Here is a 19,252-nt window from a genome sequence, read left to right as displayed (position 1 = left end):
ACTATTCAAGAAAACGCACCAATCCTGATTCGAGATCGTAGACCGCGCCGACCAAGATGATGTTGCTGCCCGGCAGATTGGCCTTTACCTCCGGTGTTTCCATAAGCTCACGTATCGTATGCCGTACGTTGGCTTCTACACCCTTGCTTACCAGAGCATCCAGCGGTTGATTGTCGTCAAGACCATCGAGGGCAGGCAGGATGTTCTCCAGCAGAACCTCAATTCGGCTCTTGTGCCTGGCGCCTTCGAACTTCGCTGAAATGGCCGCCTTGACGGCACCGCACCCCTCATGCCCGAGGACGACGAACAGCGGGGTTTTCAGGTGGGCGGCAGCATACTGCAGGGTGCCCAGAATCGATGGGCCGAGGACGTTGCCAGCCACACGAATCACGAAGAGTTCGCCGAAACCGGCATCGAAAACCAGTTCCGGTGGCACCCTGCTATCGCTGCAACCGAGAATCGTGGCGTAGGGTTGCTGTCCCTTGGCCAGTTCCGCAAGCACTTCCTTTTGCAGGGTCGGAAAACGTGCCAGTCCTGCGACAAAGCGCTCGTTGCCTTCCTTCAGGCGGTCAAGCGCCTCTTGGGCCGAGTACGCTGATGGGACAGTTGTAGGCATGGCGGCTAAATTGGTATGAAAGGATGGACACTCCAACGCATGATCATAATACCTTCATGATTGTGATTGGCCTCTCAATACGCCGGAACCCTCATACAACCGGGGCGAGGCAAAATGTCCGCTGCGGCCCGAACGCAGGCTTTCACCCGGTCACATCCCGCCCCCAAAACTCAACAAAAAAACCGCCGAGACGCTTTGGCGAGTTTTCTGATTTTCCCGGCAATCAGTGCGGAAAATACATCTTCGCCTTGTCCAGCTTGTAGGTCCACGGCAAACCGGCATTCTTCCAGCCGTTGACCGTGCGCTGGCCGGACTTCGCGCCATCTTTCGCGGTATCGCCCTCGAAGCCTTCGGCGATGCTGTAGACGCGCGTGAAACCGGCAGCCTGCAGGCGATCCTGCGCCTTGGAGCTGCGGTCGCCGGAGCGGCAAATCAGGATCACCGGCGCGTCCTTGCCGAGACCCATTTCCTTCATGCGGCGCTCGATTTCCGGCACGAAATCCTGGTTCGGTTCAAGCTTGTACATGAATCGCTTTTCATCCCAGTCGCTCATGATTTCCGGATGTTCGACGAAAGGTACGAGGGCGTCGGCATCGCCCGGCCAGCCGACGTACATGGCTTCGGCCCGGGTACGGACGTCGAAGAAGGCGACGCCTTTCGGGTCTTTTTTCTTCATCTCGTAGGCCTGCTGCGGCGTCAGGTAAAGCGCCACCTTGCTGCGTTTGACTTCCGGCAGGCTAGCCCAGTCGGTGCTGCCCGGCGCCCAGTCGGCAGCGTTGGCGAAGGTGGTGGCGGCCAGCAGGCCGGCGGCGAGGATTACCTTGATCGACGGCCGGCGCATCATGCCATCCCCGGGTTGTTGTCGACGCCCTTGAGCTTCGGCAGGTTGAGATTGACCGGCTTGACCGTCTTGAGGTCGCGCAGGTACTTGGCGACGACGTCCCAGATCGGCTCGCCAACGCCCTTGGCCTCTTCCGACACCGGCGCCCAGCCGGCGACCTTGTAGGTCTTCGCCGGGTCGATCGGCTGCCCCTTGAGCATCATGTTCTGGATGCGACTGCCCATCTTGGCGGTCGGGTCGCAGGTATATTGCAGGCCGCCGACGCGCACCATGTCGCCACCCTGCTGGTAGTAGGGGTCGGGGTTGAACAGGTTGTCGCAGACGTCTTCGAGCACTGTCTTGATCGTCTCGCCGCTCATATTGGTCACCGTCGTCCACGGGTAGGTGATCGCCGTCTGGTCGAGCACGTGCTCCATCAGGATCGGCTGCCCGGGCAGCAGCGAAGTGCCCCAGCGGAAGCCTGGCGAGAAGGCGATCTCGGCGTCCTTGACCTTCATCAGCGCATCGAGAATGACCTGGTCGAAGGTGCCGTTGAAGTTGCCGCGGCGGAACAGCGTACCCTCGGTGACCGCCAGTTTCTCGTTGAGTTTGGAAAGGTAGGGCGCACGCGCCTTGTCGATCAGCGCCTGCATCGCCTTGTCGGCCGGCAGCAGGTTGGCGAAGACGGGCAGCAGCTTGTAGCGGAAATCGGCGACCTTGCCGTTCTTCACATCGAAATCGAGGACGCCGAGGAACTTGCCGTTGGAACCTGCGTTGGTCACCAGCGTCTGGCCGCCGGGGTTCTTGACGACCACCGGCGCCGGCACGCCGTCGTGCGTGTGGCCGCCCATGATCGCGTCGATGCCGCGCACGCGCGAGGCCATCTTGAGATCGACGTCCATGCCGTTGTGCGAGAGGACGACGACGACCTGGGCGCCGGCGCCGCGCGCTTCGTCGACGGTCTTCTGCATGTTGTCTTCCTGGATGCCGAAGCTCCAGTTCGGCGTCTGCCAGCGCGGGTTGGCAATCGGCGTGTAGGGAAAGGCCTGGCCGATGATGGCCACCGGCACGCCGTTGATCTTCTTCATGACGAAGGGCTTGAAGACGGCATCGCCGAAATCGGTGGTCTTGACGTTCTGGGCGACGATGTCGATCTGGCCGGCGAAATCCTTTTCTTCGATTTCCTTGACCCGCGCCTCGCCGTAGGTCGATTCCCAGTGCAGGGTCATGACATTGACGCCAAGCGCCTTGCAGGCGTCGACCATGTCCTGCGCGTTGCTCCACAGCGCCGTGCCGGAACCCTGCCAGGTGTCGCCGCCGTCGAGCAACAGTGCGCCCGGGCGGTTGGCCTTCATGCGCTTGACCAGCGTCGCCAGATGGGCGAAACCACCGACCTTGCCGTAGGTTTCGGCCGCCTTCTCGAAATTGAGGAAGGTGAAGGCGTGCGCGTCGATGGTGTCGGGCTTGATGCCGAAGCGCTTGAGGAAGGCATTGCCGACCAGGTGCGGCACCTGGCCGAACTGGTCGCCGAAGCCGAGATTGACGTTCGGCTCGCGGAAGTAGATGGGCAGCAGCTGGGCATGGCAGTCGGTAATGTGCAGCAGGCTGACGTTGCCGAATTTCGGCAGGTCGTACATCTTTGCCGCGCCTTTTTCGGCCAGCGCGAAATCACTGTGCAGCGACATGCCGCCGGCAGCGGCGACGGCCATGACCTGGAGAAACTCCCGACGATTCATGCTCATGTGTGTTCCTTGAAATTTGAGATTCGGCGATGCCAAAAAATGCCCGGCCGGTTTCCCGGCCGGGCCAAGCACGCAAGTTCAGTCCTTGTTCACCGGCGATTCGGGGTCCATCAGGAAGGCCACGACGTGGGTGATCTCCTCCGGGGTCAGCCAGTTGTGCAGGCCGAAACGCGGCATGTTGGTGCACGCGTTGAAGGCGTTGGAGTTGTAGATCTTGTCGTAGGCGTACTTGACGATATCGTCGGAATTGCCGCGCAGCTTGCCGAAATGGTGCAGGCTGGGGCCGATGGTGCCGTAGGCGACTTCCTTTGCGGCCAGTTGATGGCAAGCGTAGCAGTTGCCGCCGCGCGGGGTCATCGGCGCATCCGGCTGGATGAAGCCGATATGGCCGCCGCGACCGTGGGCGGCGATCTTTTCGCCTTCCTGCCACTTGCCCATCAGCTTGCCGTCGACCGGATATCGGATCGTCGCCTTCTGCGCCAGCTCGATCTTCTGGCGCACGGCCGCCGGCGGGTTGTCCTTGTACTGGCCGCACAGCTTCATTGCGTCGTCCTGCTCGAGGCGGCTCATCCAGTATTTCGGATTGTCCGGGCGGAACGAGTTACGGAACACCTGTTCCGCCTCGGCGGAAACGGGGTTCTTGGCAACCGCCTTGCCCGACGGCGTCCTTTCCTGGGCCAGCGCAGTCTGGGCCAGGGCAGCGCACAGGGCTGCAAACATCAGTTTTTTCATCGTCGTCCCCTCAGCGCTTGATGCCCGGCGTTTCCATCACGGTGCCCGTCGCGTTCTTCTGCAGATAGACCTGCAGCGCGATGATGGAATCGGAGAGATATTTCGGTTCGGGGAAGCGGGCTTGGCGCATGCAGTCGATCAGGCGGCGCTCCATGGTCCACACCGCGCCTTGCGAAACGCGGTAGGACGGCCAGGTCTTCATCGCCGTTCCGGCCCCTTCCTTGGTCGTCAGGTTGCCGAGTTCCTGCAGGCGGATGCGCTTGCCATCCTGACCGTGGCAGATGGCGCAGGAGAAATCCTGCGGGCCGGAGCGACGGTAGAAGACGTATTCGCCGATCTGGTACATCTTCTTCTCTTCCGGATGGGTGGCCGGGACGTTGATCGGCATGCCGTTCGACTTGGCGCCGATGAAGGTGACCAGCGCCTCGATGTCGGATTCGGTGCCCGGCTTCGAGAACCACTGCTTGGTCACGTCTTCCTGCTTGAAGCCCTGCAGGGTGACCATGCAATGGACGAGACGGGACTCGACGTCCATCACCTTGCCGGTGTCCTTGAAGTAGCGCGGCAACTGGGCGTAGGCGCCGTCCAGCTTGCCGGGTCCGAGGCCGAAGTCGCACTGTTCGAGCGAGGCATTCTTCGGGCCGCGCTTTTCGGCCCACAATGCGGCGCCCTTGACTTCGAGCAGGTCCGCCGGGTTGCCGTCGGCCAGCGCCTCGCGGTATTTCGCCAGTTCGTCGGCGACCTTGCTGTCCTGCGCCGCTGCGCTGCCGGCAAACGCCGCAACCACAGCCGCGCCGACCAGCGTTCTGATAAAACGTTGGATCATTTCAACTCCTCCGGGGAATGCGAGCGGCGGCTGCGGTCGACGCCGCCTTGCCGCCGTTTTTCATTCAATCAGGCAATGGCTGCTTCGTCGGTGCGGGTTTCACCCTTGTTGTCCTTCCAGCTGACAACGATCTTGTCGCCCTTGGCGCCGCCCTTGAAGCGGAAGGCCAGGTAGGGGTTCTTCGAAACCGCGGTGCCGAACTCGGCGCCGAGCACCAGGCGGTCGTTGTGCTTGGCCGTCAGGTCGGTGATGAACCAGGCCGGCACGATGGCGCCGGAAGCGTCCTTGCGCTGGCCGGTTTCCATCTCGTGGCTGATCAGGACTTTCACTTCGGTCACGCCATCCTTGTTGTTGGCGCGGATCTTCATCGGGTTTGCTGCCATGTAAATCTCCTTGAATTCTCTGAAAGTCGTGGGTGCTTAACCGCCGCAGCCGCCGAGGGTGACCTTGATTTCCTTGGTCGCCATGAAGAACTTGCCGTCCGACTTGACCAGCGCGTAGACGTTGGAGGTCTGGCCCATCTTGACGCGCGTCTGGACGTTGGCCTCGGTACCTTCCGGCAGCGTGAAGCTGGCGGCCAGCGCGTTCGGGTTCTTCTCGATCAGGATGGCGACCATCGTGACATTGGGCAGCGTCGAGCTGACGCCGACCGGCACCACGGCGCCGTTTTCGGCGATGTCCGGGCCGGTGACCTGGACATCCTTGCTGTCGGCCGGGCTGCCGGCACCCAGGGCCTTTAGCGTATCGGCCATGCTCTTGGCCTCGAAGGCCGCCTTGTTCCATTCGGCCAGGGCCATGCCCGGCTTGATGATGCCGGCGGCGGCGAGAATGCCCAGGAGCGCAGCCCCGGAGCCCGATTTCAGTACGGTACGACGTTGATTGTTCATGACTTCTCCTCTCAAAAATCGATTACTTGGCACCGGCCATGATCCACTGCACCAGTGTCTTGATGTCTGCATCCTGCAAATGCGCGTTCGGCGGCATCGGTACCGAACCCCAAACGCCCTGGCCACCGTTCTTGACCTTGGCCACGAGGCGGGTTTCCGCATCCGGCTGGTCCTTGTAGCGGGCCTGAACCTCGTTGTAGCCGGGGCCGACGATCTTGTTGTTGACGCCGTGACAGGCCATGCAGCCGTTCTTGGTCGCCAGTTCCATGGCCGGCGACACCGCGGCCGGCGCCGCGGCGGCGGCCGCGGTCCCCAGCGTTTTCGTGCCGCGAACCGGGCCGTAGCTGCGGTTCTGGTCGGCCAGTTCGCCGTGCGCCGTGCGCGCGTAGTCGGGCAGGGTCGAGCCGATCTGGACTTCGCTCTTGCAGTTCTTCATGCACGCCTTGTTGCTGGTGTCCGGCTTGCCGCCGTTGCCGATGCCACCCTTGGCAGCCGAGGCGCCCGGCCACATGCCGTGGTCGGTCGTCATGCCGTCGCGGTTGGGCAGCATTTTCTGGACGTCGGCGATGTTCTTGTCGGACAGCACGAAATCGCTTGGCACCATTTCCGACAGGTTCAGCATGTAGGCCAGGATGGCGTAGACGTCGTCCGGCTTGAGCGACTTCGGCGCCGTCCACGGCATGGCGCGCTGGATGTAGTCGAAGACGGTCGAGATCGTCGCCACCTTGGTGAAGGTCGTGCGCTGCGGCAGTTCGCCGGAGGACAGGCCCTTGACGCGGCCCGCCTTGATGTCGTCCTTGGTGGTGCCGCCGACCAGCGGCGTGAACACTTCGTTCGACTCGCCGAAGGTGCCGTGGCAGGACGCGCACTTTTCCTCGAACAGTTCCTGGCCGCGATCGACCGAACCCGACCCCTTTGGCAGGCCCTTGAAATCGGGACGTACGTCGATGTCCCAGGCCTTCACTTCGGCCGGCGTCGCCTGGCGGCCGACGCCCTTGAAGTTGTCGAAGGCGACTGCTGCGGTCGACGCCCCGAACAGGGCCAAAACCAGAACCGATTTAGAGAACCTGGACATTGCTGACCTCCCCGCTTTCGACCACTTTCCAGGACTGGATGGCGTTGTTGTGATAGATGGACTTGGTGCCGCGCACCTTGCGCAACTGGCCGTAGGTCGGCTGCACGAAACCGGTTTCGTCCATCGCCCGCGATTGCAGGATGGCCGGTTTGCCGTCCCACACCCAGTTGATGTTGAAGCGGGTCAGCGCCTTGTTCTGGATCGGGCCTTCGATGCGGGCGGTCTGCCAGTTGATGCCGCCGTCGAACGAGACATCGACCTGCTTGATCCTGCCGCGGCCGGACCAGGCGATGCCGGAGACGTTGTAGAAGCCCTTGTCGAGCAGCGTCTGGCCGCCCGACGGGGTGGTGATGACCGACTTGCATTCCTGGATCGAGCTGTACTGGCGATGCAGGCCGTTGGGCAGCAGGTCGATGTAATGCACGGCCTCGTCCTTGGTCGCCCAGGGCTTGTCGCCGACCTCGATGCGGCGCAGCCACTTGACCCAGGACACGCCCTGCACGCCCGGCACCACCAGGCGCAGCGGGTAGCCGTTTTCCGGGCGCAGCATTTCGCCGTTCTGGCCGTAGGCGACCATCACTTCGCCGGACTCCACCATTTCCATCGGGATGGTGCGCGTCATCGACGAGCCGTCGGCGCCTTCGGCCAGCACGTAGCGGGCCTTCTTGTAATCGACGCCACAGTCATCCAGCAGTGTCTTCAGCGGCACGCCGGTGAATTCGGAGCAGGACAACATGCCGTGCGTGTACTGGACGGTCGGCACCGCGACGTTGCCCCATTCGAGGCCGGTATTGGCGCCGCACTCGATGAAGTGGATGCGCGACACCGGCGGCAGGCGCATCAGTTCGTCCATGGTGTAGACCTTGGGCTTCTTGAGCAGCGAATCGTCGGAACCGTTCACCATCAGCCGGTGGCGCGACGGATCGATGTCGTGCCAGCCCTGGTGGTGGCGTTCGAAATGCAGGCCGGACGGCGTGATGATGCCGAACATGCCCTGCAGCGGCGCGAAGGAGACCGAGGCCCCGCCGACACGCGCGAGGCCGGGCGATTCGCGGCGCACCAGCTGGCTCTCGTATTTCGACGGCGAGCCATAGGGGCGCAGCGCCACCGGCTGGCCGAGGGTCGTCGTCCATTCCGGGTTCTGCAGGATGTTGGGATCGCCGTCGGCGGCACGTGCCGCCAGCGGGGCCGCCAGCGCGGCGCCGGCGGCGAGGAAGCTCTTCCTCAGGAAATCGCGCCGCCCTGCGCCAACGGCCTTGATCTGCTCTTCCGACAGGAAGTTTTCCGGAGCGGGCCGCAAACGCCCCGGCTTGTTGACGCTATCCACCATCGAGATGACTCCCCTCTGACTTGATTGACTGATTTACCGCGAAGTGCTGCCGACGATCCCCATCTGCTCGCCCAGGTCACGGCTCGCCACCGTAATGCTGACCGTTCGGCAGATATCGACGAAATTCGGATCAACGACGCGGTAGTAGACCGAACTCCCCTCGCGCCGCCGGTCGACCACCCCGGCCCGGTAGAGGATGTTCAAGTGGCGGGAAATGTTGGCCTGCGTCAGGCCGACGGTTTCCACCACTTCATGCACCGGGCGCTCCTCGCCGCACAGGCAGGAGAGAATGCGCAAACGCGTCGGATCGGCCAGCAATCCAAAGTAATGCGCCACTTGTTCGAACACCTGGTTTGTCTCGTCCATCGCGTTTTTGATCTGTATTAAGAAATAATGTATAACTGCGTACTTATATAGTCAACTACTTATATTGTTGCAATGCAGCATGCAATTTGGACCAAAGGCCTATACCCTTTGCTCTACGCTGATAAGCACAACGCACAAGAATCGGCTATATGGCGTGCCCACATCACTCTGAGGAGATGTCTCGATGAAACTGCTACCCACTGTCGCAGCGCTCGGCCTGCTCGCTGCAACCGGTGCCGCGCACGCGGCCGATCCCAACCTGGCCCGCAACCTCGCGGCGACCTGCGCCAACTGCCACGGCACCAACGGCCATGCCGTTCCCGGTTCCGGCATCGACGCGCTGGCCGGCGTCGACAAGGCCAAGATCCTGCAGAAGCTGGCCGACTTCAAGAGCGGCGTCAAACCCGCCTCGATCATGCATCAGATCTCGAAGGGCTACACCGACGAGCAACTCGATCTGATCGCCGGCTATTTCGCCGCACAAAAATAAGGGGAGACAACCATGATGCTGATGAAAAGACGCGATTTCCTCAAGGTCGGCGCGGCAGCCGGCGCGATGGCCTCCCTCTACGGCTGTGCCGGCGGCGGCAAGGCCAGCGGCCATGTCGTCGTTGTCGGCGGCGGCTACGGCGGCGCCACGGTCGCCAAGTACCTGCGCATGTGGAGCGAAGGCAGTGTCCAGGTGACGCTGATCGAGCGCAACCCGACCTTCATCTCCTGCCCGATCTCCAACCTGGTGATCGGCGGCACCAAGACGATGGAAGACATCACGGTCAGCTACGACGGCCTGAAGAACAAGTGGGGCGTACGCATCGTCCAGGACGAAGTGGTTGCGGTCGACGCCGCCAAACGCTCGATTTCGCTCGCCAAGGGCGGCGCCATGTCCTACGATCGGCTGGTGCTGTCGCCCGGCGTCGATTTCATGTGGGACCAGATTCCCGGCCTCAACAACGCCGACGCCCAGGCGAAGGTCCTGCACGCCTGGAAGGCCGGCCCGCAGACCGTCGCCCTGCGCAAGCAGCTGGAAGGCATGAAGGACGGCGGCACCTACGCCATCGCCATCCCCAAGGCCCCCTACCGCTGCCCGCCCGGACCCTACGAGCGCGCCTGCCTGGTGGCCAACTACTTCAAGCAGAACAAGCCGAAATCGAAGGTCATCATCCTCGACGCCAACGAGGACGTGGTCTCCAAGAAGGGGCTGTTCGTCAAGGCCTGGGAAGACCTCTACAAGGGCACGCTGGAATACCGCAACAACAGCGAGTTGAAGGATGTCGACGTCAAGACCAACACCGCCATCCTCGAATTCGACAAGTTCAAGGCCGACGTGCTCAACGTGATTCCGCCGCACCGCGCCGGCGACATCGCCGCCAAGTCGGGGCTCAAGCTGATCAACAACCGCTGGGTGGACATCAACTGGCTGTCGATGGAGGTCAACAGCACGCCGGGCGTCCATGTCATCGGCGACGCCATCTTCCCGGCGCCGACCATGCCGAAGTCCGGCCACATGGCCAACCAGCATGGCAAGCTGGCTGCCGCCGCCATCCTCAACCTGCTCTCCGGCCAGGAGCCGAGCCCGACGCCGGTGGTCATGAACACCTGCTACAGCTTCGTCGATGCCAAGCAGGCGATCCACGTCACCTCGGTGCACCAGTACGACCCGGCGACCAAGGTCGTCCAGCCGGTCAAGGGTGCCGGCGGCGTGTCGGCGGCGCGCAACGAGATCGAAGGCAAGGTCGCGCTCGGCTGGGCGAAGAACATCTGGGCCGACATGCTGGCCTGAGATTTCTCGTCGCCAACGAAAAAAGGCCGCATCCGCGGCCTTTTTTCATGGACGTCCGGAAAGCTATTCGAGCGTCGCGATGTACTCGGCGACAGCGTGCGTTTCCAGCTCGCTGAGCTTCGAGGCGACGGTGTGCATGACCGCGTTGTCGTTGGTCCGCTCGCGCTTGTTGAACTGCTTCAGCTGGTCCTCGATGTAGCGCGGGTGCTGGCCGGCCAGGCGCGGCAGCTGCGGGGTGCCCAGCCCCTTGGCGCCGTGGCAGCTGGCGCAGGCCGGCAGGCCGGAGAAGGAATTGCCCTTGCTGAAGATGTACTTGCCGACTGCCAGGATCTCGACGTCGGTCGGCGCGTTGGTCGCCGCCTTCTTCTTCTCGAAGAACGCCCCCAGTGCCTTCATCTCGGCCGGCGTCAGCTCTTCCGCCTGCGGCTTCATGGTGTCGCTCTTGCGCTTGCCGCTCTTGAAATCGGCGAGCTGGCGCGCGACATATTCCGAATGCTGGCCGGCCAGGCGCGGAAAGACCGGGCTTGCCGACTCGCCTTCCATGCCGTGGCACAGGAAGCAGCGCCCGGAAACGATCTCCTCGGCGCGCAACTGATCGGCCTTGGAGTCGGCCAGCGCCGACAGGCTGGCCAGCCCGGCGACGAGCGCCGCGCCCGTCAAAAACACATGCTTGTAACCCACTTGAACCCTCCTCCAGCAAACAATATCAAATATTAATTCGCTTACACCGTGCTTTCAAACGGCGAAAATTCGGCCGCCCGACGGCTGGAGCAAAAACAGTAGACGGCGGCCGGCGATGGCGCGAAGATTAGCATTTAACCGTTTCAGGAGATGCTGATGAAGCGTCGCAATTTCCTGCGCACCGCCGCCGGCCTGTTCGCCCTGGGCCTCGCCGAGTTCGCCCCGTGGCGGGCGATGAGCGCCTTCGCCAAGGAGGTGGAGGATTTCGTGCGCGGGCCGCGGGTCAAGGACCATCCGCTGCGCCAGATCTCGAAACACGTGTGGATCATCTTCTCGCCCGACGGTTTCCCGACCCCCGAAAACCAGGGAATGATGTGCAACGTCACCTTCGTCAATACCGCCCGAGGGTTGGTCGTCGTCGATTCCGGCGCCTCGGTGCAGATCGGTGAAATGGCCATCCGCCAGGCGCAGAAGGCCTTCAACAAGCCGGTCGTGGCGATCGTCAATACGCACTACCACGGCGACCACTGGCTGGGGAACGATGCCTTCGCCACCGCCTTCAAGGGCGTGCCGATGTACGCCCACGCGGGAACGATCAGGGAGATCAACGGCGTCCAAGGCAACATGTGGCGCACGCTGATGGAGCAATGGACCAACCAGGCCACCCTCGGCACCCGCGTCGTGCCGCCGACGCTGCCGATCGACCATGGCAGCGAGCTGAAATTCGGCGACGTCACCCTGCGCATGCACCACTACGGCAAGGCGCACACGCCGTCCGACATCTGCATCGAGGTGGTTGAGGACCGGCTGACCTGCGTCGGCGACGTCGCCATGGACCGGCGCATCGCCAACATGGACGACGGCTCCTACCTCGGCACCTTCAAGACCTACGACGCGCTGGAAAAGAACGCCAACAGCACGATCTGGCTGCCCGGCCACGGCGAACCCGGCCCCAACGTGCTCAAATGGAACCGCGAGCTGTTCGAAGGCATCTACCGGACGTGCGAACAGGCGGTCAGGGACGGCCTGCCGATGGAGGAAGCCAAGGCGCTGGTGCTGAAGGACCCGCGCGTCGCCAGCCGGGCCCGCGACACCAAGGGCTTCGAGAGCAACATCGGCAAGTACGTCAGCCTCGCCTACCTGGAAGCTGAAGCCGCCGGCTTCTGATGCCGACGCCGGCCATACGTCAACAATCGCCCCACCGGAGATCCCATGCGCCTGCCCCTCGTTGCCCTGCTCTCCCTGCTGCCGCTTGCCGCCCACGCCGAGGAACCGTGGGGCAAGGTCGACCTGCAGGCGGCCAAGGCACTACATGACAAGGCCTGCCTGAGCTGCCACGTCCGCATGTACGGCGGCGACGGCAGCAAGATGTATACCCGCGACGGCCGCATGCTTTCCAACCGGCTGGAGCTCCTGCAGCGGGTCGCCGCCTGCAACGCCCAGGTCAATTCGGGCTGGTTCCCGGAGGAGGAGGGCGCCGTGGCCGCCTGGCTGAACCAGCATTACTACCATTTCGACAAGTGAGATGAAGCGGATGCGTTCGCGCCGCCGCGCCCTGCTCGCCGGCCTACTGGCCCTGCCCGCCCTCAATGCGCTGGCGGCCGGCACCGACCTGCCGGCCGCCGTCGACCTGCGCGCCGACGCCGACCGCGCGGCGCGCGCCGGCGCCCCGCTCGTTGTCGTCTTCAGCCGCCACGACTGCAAGTACTGCGAAACGGTCAAGCGCGACTACCTGAAGCCGCTGGCCACCCAGGCGCGCTACCGCGACCGGGTGGTCGTCCGCCAGATCAACCAGGACAGCGACGCGCCGCTCGTCGATTTTCGCGGCGAAACGACGACCCATGCGCGCTTCGCCGCCAGCGAGAAGATCCGGCTGGTGCCGGTCGTCGCCTTCTACGGCCCGCAGGGCCGGCGCCTCGCCGAGCCGATCGTCGGCGCCCGACTGCCCGATTTCTACCCGAGCTACCTCGAGGAGGCCGTCGAGAAATCGGCGCTGGCGCTCACGGCGCGCTGAAAATCGGCCGTTCCGGGCCGTCGACCGCAACCGGCGGTCAGCGCAGCACCAGCGCCAGGGCCAGCGGCAGGAAGAACAGCGCCGCCAGGTTGCCGATCAGGACGATCGACGCCACGCGCTGCGGTTCCTGCTTGTAGCGTTCGGCGAACAGGAAGTTGAGCACCGCCGGCGGCAGCGCGCCGAAGACCAGCAGCATCGCCGCCTCGCGTCCCTGCAGGCCGAGCAGCTCGATGATGCCGGCGGCGACCGCCATGCCGGCGAGCGGGCGCAGCACGGCGCTACCGGTCGCCACCTTCCATTCGCGGAACGACACGTCGGTCATCCGCACGCCGAGCGAGAACAGCAGCAGCGGCACCGAGACGTCGCCGAGCATCTTGATGGCGATGACTAGCGGCTGCCAGACGGGAATCTTCAGCAACGCCACCGCCAAGCCGGCGATCGCGGCGGCCACCACCGGCACCCGCCACAGCGTCAGCAGGCGCGCGTGCGGGTCGAGCAGGCGGGCGCCGAAGGAGAAATGCAGCGTGTTCTCGACCATGAACAGGATCACCGCCGCCGGCAACGCCTCCTCGCCCCAGGCCAGGACTGCGAGCGGCAGGCCGATATTACCGGAGTTGTTGAACATCATCGGCGGCGCCAGCGTTTTCGGCTGGATGCCGATCAGCTTCGCCAATGGCCAGGCAAGCAGGCCGCAGGTCGCCAGCACGATGAAACCGCCGAGGGCGAGCGGCGCGTAGGCGGTGAGGTCGAAGGACTTGCCGGCCATCGCCGCGAAGACCAGCGCCGGGACGAAGACGTCCATGTTCAGCCGGTTGGCTACCGCCATTTCCGGCTTGTGGTGGCGGGCGTAGAAATAGCCGGCGGCGACGATCCCGAAGATCGGGAAGAGGATGGCGACGAGCCGGAACGCCAGGCTGTCCGGCGTCACAGCACGTAGCGCGAAAGGTCTTCGTCGGCGGCGAGCACGCCGAGGCGGTCGTTGACGTAGGCAGCGTCGACGACGAGCCGTTCCTGCCCGGCCTTGCCGGCGGTGAAGGAGATTTCCTCGAGCAGCTTTTCCATGACCGTGTGCAGGCGGCGGGCGCCGATGTTCTCGGTCTTCTCGTTCACCTGGAAGGCGATCTCGGCCAGGCGCTTGATGCCGTCCTCGGCGAAGTCGAGCGCCACGCCCTCGGTTTCGAGCAGCGCCTGGTACTGGCGGGTCAGGCAGGCGTCGGTCTGGGTCAGGATGCACTCGAAATCGGCGACCGACAGCGAATCGAGCTCGACGCGGATCGGGAAACGGCCCTGCAACTCGGGGATCAGGTCGGACGGCTTGGACAGGTGGAAGGCGCCGGAAGCGATGAACAGGATGTGGTCGGTCTTGATCATGCCGTACTTGGTCGACACCGTCGTCCCCTCGACCAGCGGCAGCAGGTCGCGCTGCACGCCCTGGCGCGAGACGTCGGCGCCCTGCATCTCGGAACGGCTGGCGATCTTGTCCAGCTCGTCGAGGAAGACGATGCCGTTCTGCTCGACCGCCCTGACCGCCTCGGTCTTGACGTCCTCGTCGTTGACCAGCCGGGCCGCCTCCTCGTCGGTCAGCAGCTTCAGCGCCTCGCGGATCTTCAGCTTGCGCGACTTCTTCTTGCCGCCGCCGAGGTTCTGGAACATGCCCTGAATCTGCTGCGTCAGCTCCTCCATGCCGGGCGGCGCGAAGATCTCGGCCTGCATGGACGGCGCGGCGACCTCGATGTCGATTTCCTTGTCGTCCAGCTCGCCCTCGCGCAGCTTCTTGCGGAATTTCTGGCGCGTCGAACCGTCTGTTGCGGTCGACTCGGAATTTTCGGCAAAAAAGCCCGGGCTGCGCGCCGGCGGCAGCAGGGCGTCGAGCACGCGCTCCTCGGCCGCGTCCTCGGCGCGCCCGCGCATCGCCTTCATGGCGCGCTCGCGGTGCGACTTGATCGCCATCTCGACCAGATCGCGGATGATCGTTTCGACATCGCGCCCGACATAGCCCACTTCGGTGAACTTGGTCGCCTCGATCTTGATGAACGGCGCATTGGCCAGGCGCGCCAGGCGGCGGGCGATCTCGGTCTTGCCGACGCCGGTCGGGCCGATCATCAGGATATTCTTGGGCGTGATTTCCTGGCGCAGCGGCTCGGCGACCTGGGCGCGGCGCCAGCGGTTGCGCAGGGCGATGGCGACCGATTTCTTGGCGTTGTTCTGGCCGACGATGTGCTTGTCCAGCTCGTGGACGATCTCCTGCGGGGTCATCGCGGTCATTCGAGGGCCTCGATCGTGAAATTGCGGTTGGTGTAGATGCAGATGTCGCCGGCGATTTCCAGTGACTTGGTGACGATGTCGCGCGGGCTCAGCTCGGTGTTTTCCAGCAAGGCCCGCGCCGCGCTCTGGGCGTAGGAACCGCCCGAGCCGATGGCGACGATGCCCTGCTCGGGCTCCAGCACATCACCGTTGCCGGTGATGATCAGCGACACCTCGCGGTCGGCGACCGACAGCATCGCCTCCAGCCGGCGCAGGGCGCGGTCGGAACGCCAGTCCTTGGCCAGTTCGACCGCCGAGCGCAGCAGGTTGCCCTGGTGCTTCTCGAGCTTGGCCTCGAAGCGCTCGAACAGCGTGAAGGCGTCGGCCGTGCCGCCCGCGAAGCCGGCCAGGATGCGCCCCTGGTAAAGACGGCGCACTTTGCGCGCGGTCGCCTTGATGACGATGTTGCCGAGCGTGACCTGGCCGTCGCCGCCCATGGCGACGGAATTGCCGCGGCGCACCGACAGAATCGTCGTGCCGTGATATTGCTCCATGATTCTTCCTGACGTTAAGACTTGGGAACGATGATGCGGGCAAACTTGTTGAGGCCGACGACGGCCATAAGTTCCGCCACCAGGTGATTCGGGCTACGGATGACGACGTCCCGCCCGCTCTCCTTGACCGGCACCAGACGATTGACCAGTTGCCCGGCCGAGCTGAAGTCGAGGCGGCGCACCGCCGCGAAATCGAGGATGACATGGTCTTCCCCGTTCAGCACCGCCGCCAGTTCCTCGAAACGGCTGTTCCTGATCTCGCCGCTCAGGTAGTGCGCGCTGTCTGCCGGCTTGGCCGGCTTGGTGCCGACCGGCAGCTTCGGCGCCGGAACGGCTTCCCAGGAAGGCGGCGAACGCTCGAAGGTCACCGCGAAGTCGATCGCGCACTGCTCGAATTCATCTTGGGTGCCGTGGCGCTGCAACAGTTCCAGCAGCAGCAGCCAGGAGCGGGTGTTCTTCGCCTCGCCGACCGCCAGGCGGCCGCGCAGACGGGGAATGAAGCCCTCGATCTGCTCGAGGACGATCACCGCGCCCTGGCGCCGGGCGCCCATCAGCAGTTCGGCCAGGCGGCCGGCGATCTCGTCGTCGCAGCCGAGCAGGCGGCTGCAATCGACGCGCAGCGGCCGCTTGCTCTTCAGCGCGTCGGCCAGCGGGAGCAGCGCCGCCGCATCGTCCATGGTCATGATCCCCTGCAGCGAACAGGCGCCCACCCCGGTCCCGGCCCCGGCCCCGGCGGCGGCCGCCGGCGGCGGGGTCAGCTCGCGCCAGGCGGGCGGCGACATCTCGCAGGTCTGGACGAATTCGCTGCCGAGCCTGTCGAAAGCGGCGCGATCGCCGGTCAGCTGCAGGAAATCGAAGAGCATCAGCCACAGGCGCAGCCCTTCGGCGCCCGGATAGGCCCCGAGCAACGATTCCAGCAGCGGGCGGACGACCGCGTCCTGGCCGTTGGCGTAGAGGACGGCCACCTGCTCGACGTCGGACTGGATCGAATCGGCGCCATGGTCGACGTTGATCGCCATGACGTCCGACTCGGTGTATTCGCGCTCGAATTCGGAGATCGCCAGCTCCATTTCCGCCTTGGTCTTCGGCGCCGCCGGCTTGGTCTCGGCCTTGGCGGCCGTGGGGGGCACGCCGCCCGGCGTGAACTCAAGGTCGGGCAAGGGCTCGGCGGGCTTTCTCGTCTCCTCCTCGGCGACCGGGGGCGATGAGGATTTCAAGGGGGCCGGCGCGGCCGGCGGCTTCGGGCGCACAACCTCGCGCTCCGGCATTTTCTCTGCCTTCTTCTTGAAAAACGAAAAAACCATGCTGTCCTCGAATAGAGAGCTATTCTTTTAGCACGCTCCCCGCCGTCATGCAATGACCAGCCCGAGAGCGATCAGCAATAGGGCCAGCACCGGCCCGAACGGCTGATCCAGCCAGAGGGCCAGGGCGAAGGCGGCAACATAGCCGACGACGCCGGTCGCCACCGCCAGCAGAAGGCCGCGGCGCCAGCCGGCGGCCCGCCGGAAGGCGATCCACGCCGGCACGAAGATCAGCGCGAAGCCGCCCATGACGCCCATCGTCATCGTCGCCAGCGCCAGGGTCAGCGCGGCAATCAGGTCGAAGCCGAGCACCACCGGCCAGGCACGCAGATGGCGCGCACGGAAATAATCGGGATAAACGCGCGCCAGCAGCAGGTGGCGCGACAGGACGAGCAGCACCGCCCCGGCGAACGCGGTCCACGGCGCCACCAGCGCCAGTTGCGCGCCGCCGGAGAAATACAGCTGGCCGTCGAACAGCGCATGTCCGAGGCGTTCGGCCAGCGGCTGGTTAGCGGCGAGCAGGACGGCGACCGCCCAGCCGGCCAGCAGCAGCACCGCGAAGGCCGCGCCGCCGGCCAGCCGGCGCGCGAACAGGCGCTTGCCGGCACCGGCCAGGGCGGCGGCGGCCATCCCGCCGAGCGCCGGCATCAGGCCGCCGACCAGGGCGAGCAGCGCACCGGCGGCGGCCACGTGGGCATAGGCCAGCGCCGCCAGCCACTCGTCGCGCAGGCGCAGGAAGCAGCCGAGCACCGGCAGGACGAGGGCCAGGCAGAGGCCGGTCAGGAAGGGCAGCAGGAAAAGTTCAGACCACATCCGCCACCTCCTGCAGGACCATGACCTGATCGCAGACCTGGTCCACGAAATCGTGATCGTGGCTGACCAGCACCACGCCGCAGCCGGATTCCGCCCGCTTCCGCAAGACCGTTGCCAGGTGGGCGACGCCGGCGGCATCGAGGTTGTTGGTTGGCTCGTCGAGCAGGACGAGGTCGGCCGGCGCCTGCAGAATCGTCCACAGCGTCAGGTAATGCCGCTGCCCGCCGGACAGGCGGTCGAGCCGGTGGTCGAGGCGCCCGACCAGCCACGGCGGCAGCCCGTCCGGACTGGCGGCGGTGAGCGCCAGCAGTTCGCGCCCGCTCAGCGGCACGCCATCCACCGGCGGCACGCCCTGCGTCTGCAGCGCCAGGCGCAGGCCTGGGCGCATTTCCAGCGCCCCCGAGAAGACCCGCGCGCTGCCCGCCAGCGCCGACAGCACCGTCGTCTTGCCGACCCCGTTGGCGCCGGTGAGACCGAGTATGCGGCCCGCCTCCAGCATGAAATCGAGGGGCGCTGTGGCCGGCCGTTGCCAGCCCGCCACCAGGCCCTGGGCGCGGATCAGGGGAGCGCTCACGACAGCCCTTTCAGCAGGCGCCGGATGGTGTCGTCGAAGAGGCCGGTCAGGTCGCCGGCCTCCGGCGTGCCGCCGACGGTAAACGGCAGCATCACTGCCGGGATGCCGGTCTTGCCGGCGATCCACTGGCTGGGGCCGTCGCTCTGGTAGGCGGTGCGCAGCACCATCTTCGCCGGCGCGTTCTGCTGGCGCGCGACGAGGCCGGAAAGCTGGCCGCTGGTCGGCTCGATGCCCGGCTTCGGTTCGAGCGTTCCGCTGACCTTGAAGCCGAGCCAGTGCGCCAGGTAGACGAAGGAGTCGTGATGCGCGAGCACCGGCACGCCGCGCAGCGGCGCCGCCTCCTTTTCCCAGCGCGCGACGGCGATCTGCCACCTGCCGGCGAAGGCCCGGTAGCCGGCCTCGTAGGCCTTGGCATTGGGCGGGTCGAGTTCACCGAGGCGGGCGGCAAGCGCTTCGCCGATGCGGAACAGGTTGCGCGGATCGAGCTGGATGTGTGGATTGCCGGCTGCATGGACGTCGCCGTGCGTGCGGTCGAGCACCGCCGGCACGTCGAGCAGCGTGACGTAGCGCGCCGCCTCGAAGTAGCCCGGGCGCCCGGGCTGGATGGCAGCATTCCCGGAATCGCGCACGACCAGCGGCAGCCAGCCGGCCTCGAGTTCGGCGCCGGTCGCCACCACCAGCTGGGCGCGCCGCGCCTGGGCCAGCAGCGATGGCCGCGCCTCGATGCGGTGCGGGTCCTGCAATGCGGTCGTGGCGGTGAACACGCTTACCTTGTCGCCGCCGATTTCGCGCGCCAGCGCCGCCCATTCCGGCACCGTGGCGAAGACCTGCAGCGCCGCGCCGGCCGGCAGGCTGGCAGCCGCCAGCCACAGGATCGTCAATAATCTGATCATCGTC

23 protein-coding genes are annotated in these 19,252 nt (G+C 65.1%); 5 read left to right on the top strand and 18 right to left on the bottom strand.

The window, feature by feature from the left end; all coding sequences use genetic code 11:
• Position 1 precedes the first annotated feature (1 nt).
• The 10 genes from GH660_RS10700 to GH660_RS10655 form a co-directional block, all read right to left on the bottom strand.
• Positions 2–616, bottom strand: coding sequence for a carbonic anhydrase (locus tag GH660_RS10700; protein WP_153146658.1), 615 nt, complete (start codon positions 614–616; stop codon positions 2–4).
• A 223-nt stretch (positions 617–839) separates the two neighbouring features.
• Positions 840–1,460, bottom strand: a complete 621-nt coding sequence (locus GH660_RS10695) for a rhodanese-like domain-containing protein (RefSeq protein WP_153146657.1) — start codon at positions 1,458–1,460, stop codon at positions 840–842.
• Positions 1,457–3,178, bottom strand: a complete 1,722-nt coding sequence (gene soxB / locus GH660_RS10690; protein WP_153146656.1) for a thiosulfohydrolase SoxB — start codon at positions 3,176–3,178, stop codon at positions 1,457–1,459. Before soxB ends, GH660_RS10695 begins: the two co-directional genes overlap by 4 nt.
• Before the next feature lie 78 nt (positions 3,179–3,256).
• The gene (soxX, locus tag GH660_RS10685; protein ID WP_228276461.1) at positions 3,257–3,910 is read right to left on the bottom strand and encodes a sulfur oxidation c-type cytochrome SoxX; all 654 of its coding nucleotides are present in this window, start codon (positions 3,908–3,910) and stop codon (positions 3,257–3,259) included.
• Between the two features lie 10 nt (positions 3,911–3,920).
• Positions 3,921–4,736, bottom strand: a complete 816-nt coding sequence (gene soxA / locus GH660_RS10680; protein ID WP_153146655.1) for a sulfur oxidation c-type cytochrome SoxA — start codon at positions 4,734–4,736, stop codon at positions 3,921–3,923.
• 68 nt (positions 4,737–4,804) lie between these two features.
• On the bottom strand, positions 4,805–5,119 hold the full coding sequence (gene soxZ, locus GH660_RS10675; protein ID WP_228276460.1) for a thiosulfate oxidation carrier complex protein SoxZ: 315 nt from the start codon (positions 5,117–5,119) through the stop codon (positions 4,805–4,807).
• A gap of 36 nt (positions 5,120–5,155) precedes the next feature.
• Positions 5,156–5,623 carry a thiosulfate oxidation carrier protein SoxY gene (gene soxY, locus GH660_RS10670; protein ID WP_153146654.1) on the bottom strand — a complete coding sequence of 156 codons (468 nt, stop codon included), beginning with the start codon at positions 5,621–5,623 and terminating at the stop codon, positions 5,156–5,158.
• 22 nt (positions 5,624–5,645) lie between these two features.
• Positions 5,646–6,698: a c-type cytochrome gene (locus tag GH660_RS10665; protein ID WP_153146653.1), complete on the bottom strand. Its 1,053-nt coding sequence runs from the start codon at positions 6,696–6,698 to the stop codon at positions 5,646–5,648.
• Positions 6,682–8,028 (bottom strand): sulfite dehydrogenase, encoded by a 1,347-nt coding sequence (gene soxC, locus GH660_RS10660; RefSeq protein ID WP_153146652.1) that lies wholly within the window; start codon positions 8,026–8,028, stop codon positions 6,682–6,684. The genes GH660_RS10665 and soxC overlap by 17 nt, the downstream gene beginning before the upstream one ends.
• A gap of 33 nt (positions 8,029–8,061) precedes the next feature.
• Positions 8,062–8,394 (bottom strand): helix-turn-helix transcriptional regulator, encoded by a 333-nt coding sequence (locus tag GH660_RS10655; RefSeq protein WP_153146651.1) that lies wholly within the window; start codon positions 8,392–8,394, stop codon positions 8,062–8,064.
• 184 nt (positions 8,395–8,578) lie between these two features.
• On the opposite strand from GH660_RS10655, the gene GH660_RS10650 reads away from it, so the two are divergent.
• Entirely contained in the window at positions 8,579–8,884 is a 306-nt protein-coding gene (locus GH660_RS10650) for a cytochrome C (RefSeq protein ID WP_153146650.1), read from the top strand.
• Between the two features lie 12 nt (positions 8,885–8,896).
• Positions 8,897–10,174 (top strand): FCSD flavin-binding domain-containing protein, encoded by a 1,278-nt coding sequence (locus tag GH660_RS10645; RefSeq protein ID WP_153146649.1) that lies wholly within the window; start codon positions 8,897–8,899, stop codon positions 10,172–10,174.
• A 63-nt stretch (positions 10,175–10,237) separates the two neighbouring features.
• Here the strand turns inward: GH660_RS10645 and GH660_RS10640 are convergent, their stop codons facing one another.
• Positions 10,238–10,855 carry a cytochrome c gene (locus tag GH660_RS10640; protein WP_153146648.1) on the bottom strand — a complete coding sequence of 206 codons (618 nt, stop codon included), beginning with the start codon at positions 10,853–10,855 and terminating at the stop codon, positions 10,238–10,240.
• A 156-nt stretch (positions 10,856–11,011) separates the two neighbouring features.
• Here GH660_RS10640 and GH660_RS10635 point away from each other — a divergent pair, with 156 nt between their 5' ends.
• Genes GH660_RS10635 through GH660_RS10625 form a run of 3 tightly spaced genes read left to right on the top strand, consistent with a single transcriptional unit; the run spans position 11,012 to position 12,869 of the window.
• Positions 11,012–12,022: an MBL fold metallo-hydrolase gene (locus GH660_RS10635; protein WP_153146647.1), complete on the top strand. Its 1,011-nt coding sequence runs from the start codon at positions 11,012–11,014 to the stop codon at positions 12,020–12,022.
• Between the two features lie 45 nt (positions 12,023–12,067).
• Positions 12,068–12,379, top strand: coding sequence for a cytochrome c (locus GH660_RS10630; RefSeq protein ID WP_153146646.1), 312 nt, complete (start codon positions 12,068–12,070; stop codon positions 12,377–12,379).
• Position 12,380: 1 nt separating this feature from the next.
• Complete coding sequence (locus tag GH660_RS10625) at positions 12,381–12,869, top strand: thioredoxin family protein (RefSeq protein ID WP_153146645.1); 489 nt, start codon at positions 12,381–12,383, stop codon at positions 12,867–12,869.
• 37 nt (positions 12,870–12,906) lie between these two features.
• On the opposite strand, the gene GH660_RS10620 is transcribed toward GH660_RS10625, so the two are convergent.
• The 7 genes from GH660_RS10620 to GH660_RS10590 are packed head-to-tail and all read right to left on the bottom strand — an operon-like array spanning position 12,907 to position 19,248.
• Complete coding sequence (locus GH660_RS10620; RefSeq protein WP_228276459.1) at positions 12,907–13,797, bottom strand: AEC family transporter; 891 nt, start codon at positions 13,795–13,797, stop codon at positions 12,907–12,909.
• Positions 13,794–15,134, bottom strand: coding sequence for an ATP-dependent protease ATPase subunit HslU (gene hslU / locus GH660_RS10615; RefSeq protein ID WP_153146644.1), 1,341 nt, complete (start codon positions 15,132–15,134; stop codon positions 13,794–13,796). Before hslU ends, GH660_RS10620 begins: the two co-directional genes overlap by 4 nt.
• Positions 15,131–15,667, bottom strand: a complete 537-nt coding sequence (gene hslV / locus GH660_RS10610) for an ATP-dependent protease subunit HslV (protein ID WP_153146643.1) — start codon at positions 15,665–15,667, stop codon at positions 15,131–15,133. Before hslV ends, hslU begins: the two co-directional genes overlap by 4 nt.
• Positions 15,668–15,681: 14 nt before the next feature.
• Positions 15,682–16,971 (bottom strand): STAS domain-containing protein, encoded by a 1,290-nt coding sequence (locus tag GH660_RS10605; protein ID WP_153146642.1) that lies wholly within the window; start codon positions 16,969–16,971, stop codon positions 15,682–15,684.
• Between the two features lie 45 nt (positions 16,972–17,016).
• Positions 17,017–17,781 (bottom strand): metal ABC transporter permease, encoded by a 765-nt coding sequence (locus GH660_RS10600; RefSeq protein WP_153146641.1) that lies wholly within the window; start codon positions 17,779–17,781, stop codon positions 17,017–17,019.
• Positions 17,771–18,355, bottom strand: a complete 585-nt coding sequence (locus tag GH660_RS10595) for an ATP-binding cassette domain-containing protein (RefSeq protein ID WP_228276458.1) — start codon at positions 18,353–18,355, stop codon at positions 17,771–17,773. Before GH660_RS10595 ends, GH660_RS10600 begins: the two co-directional genes overlap by 11 nt.
• Positions 18,352–19,248, bottom strand: a complete 897-nt coding sequence (locus GH660_RS10590; protein WP_153146640.1) for a metal ABC transporter solute-binding protein, Zn/Mn family — start codon at positions 19,246–19,248, stop codon at positions 18,352–18,354. Before GH660_RS10590 ends, GH660_RS10595 begins: the two co-directional genes overlap by 4 nt.
• Positions 19,249–19,252 lie beyond the last annotated feature (4 nt).

The organism is Dechloromonas sp. H13 (assembly GCF_009469615.1).
In the GTDB taxonomy this organism is placed as follows: Bacteria; Pseudomonadota; Gammaproteobacteria; order Burkholderiales; family Rhodocyclaceae; genus Azonexus.
The sequence above is the reverse complement of the archived record's forward strand: the minus strand, read 5'-3'. Positions and strand labels throughout refer to the sequence as shown.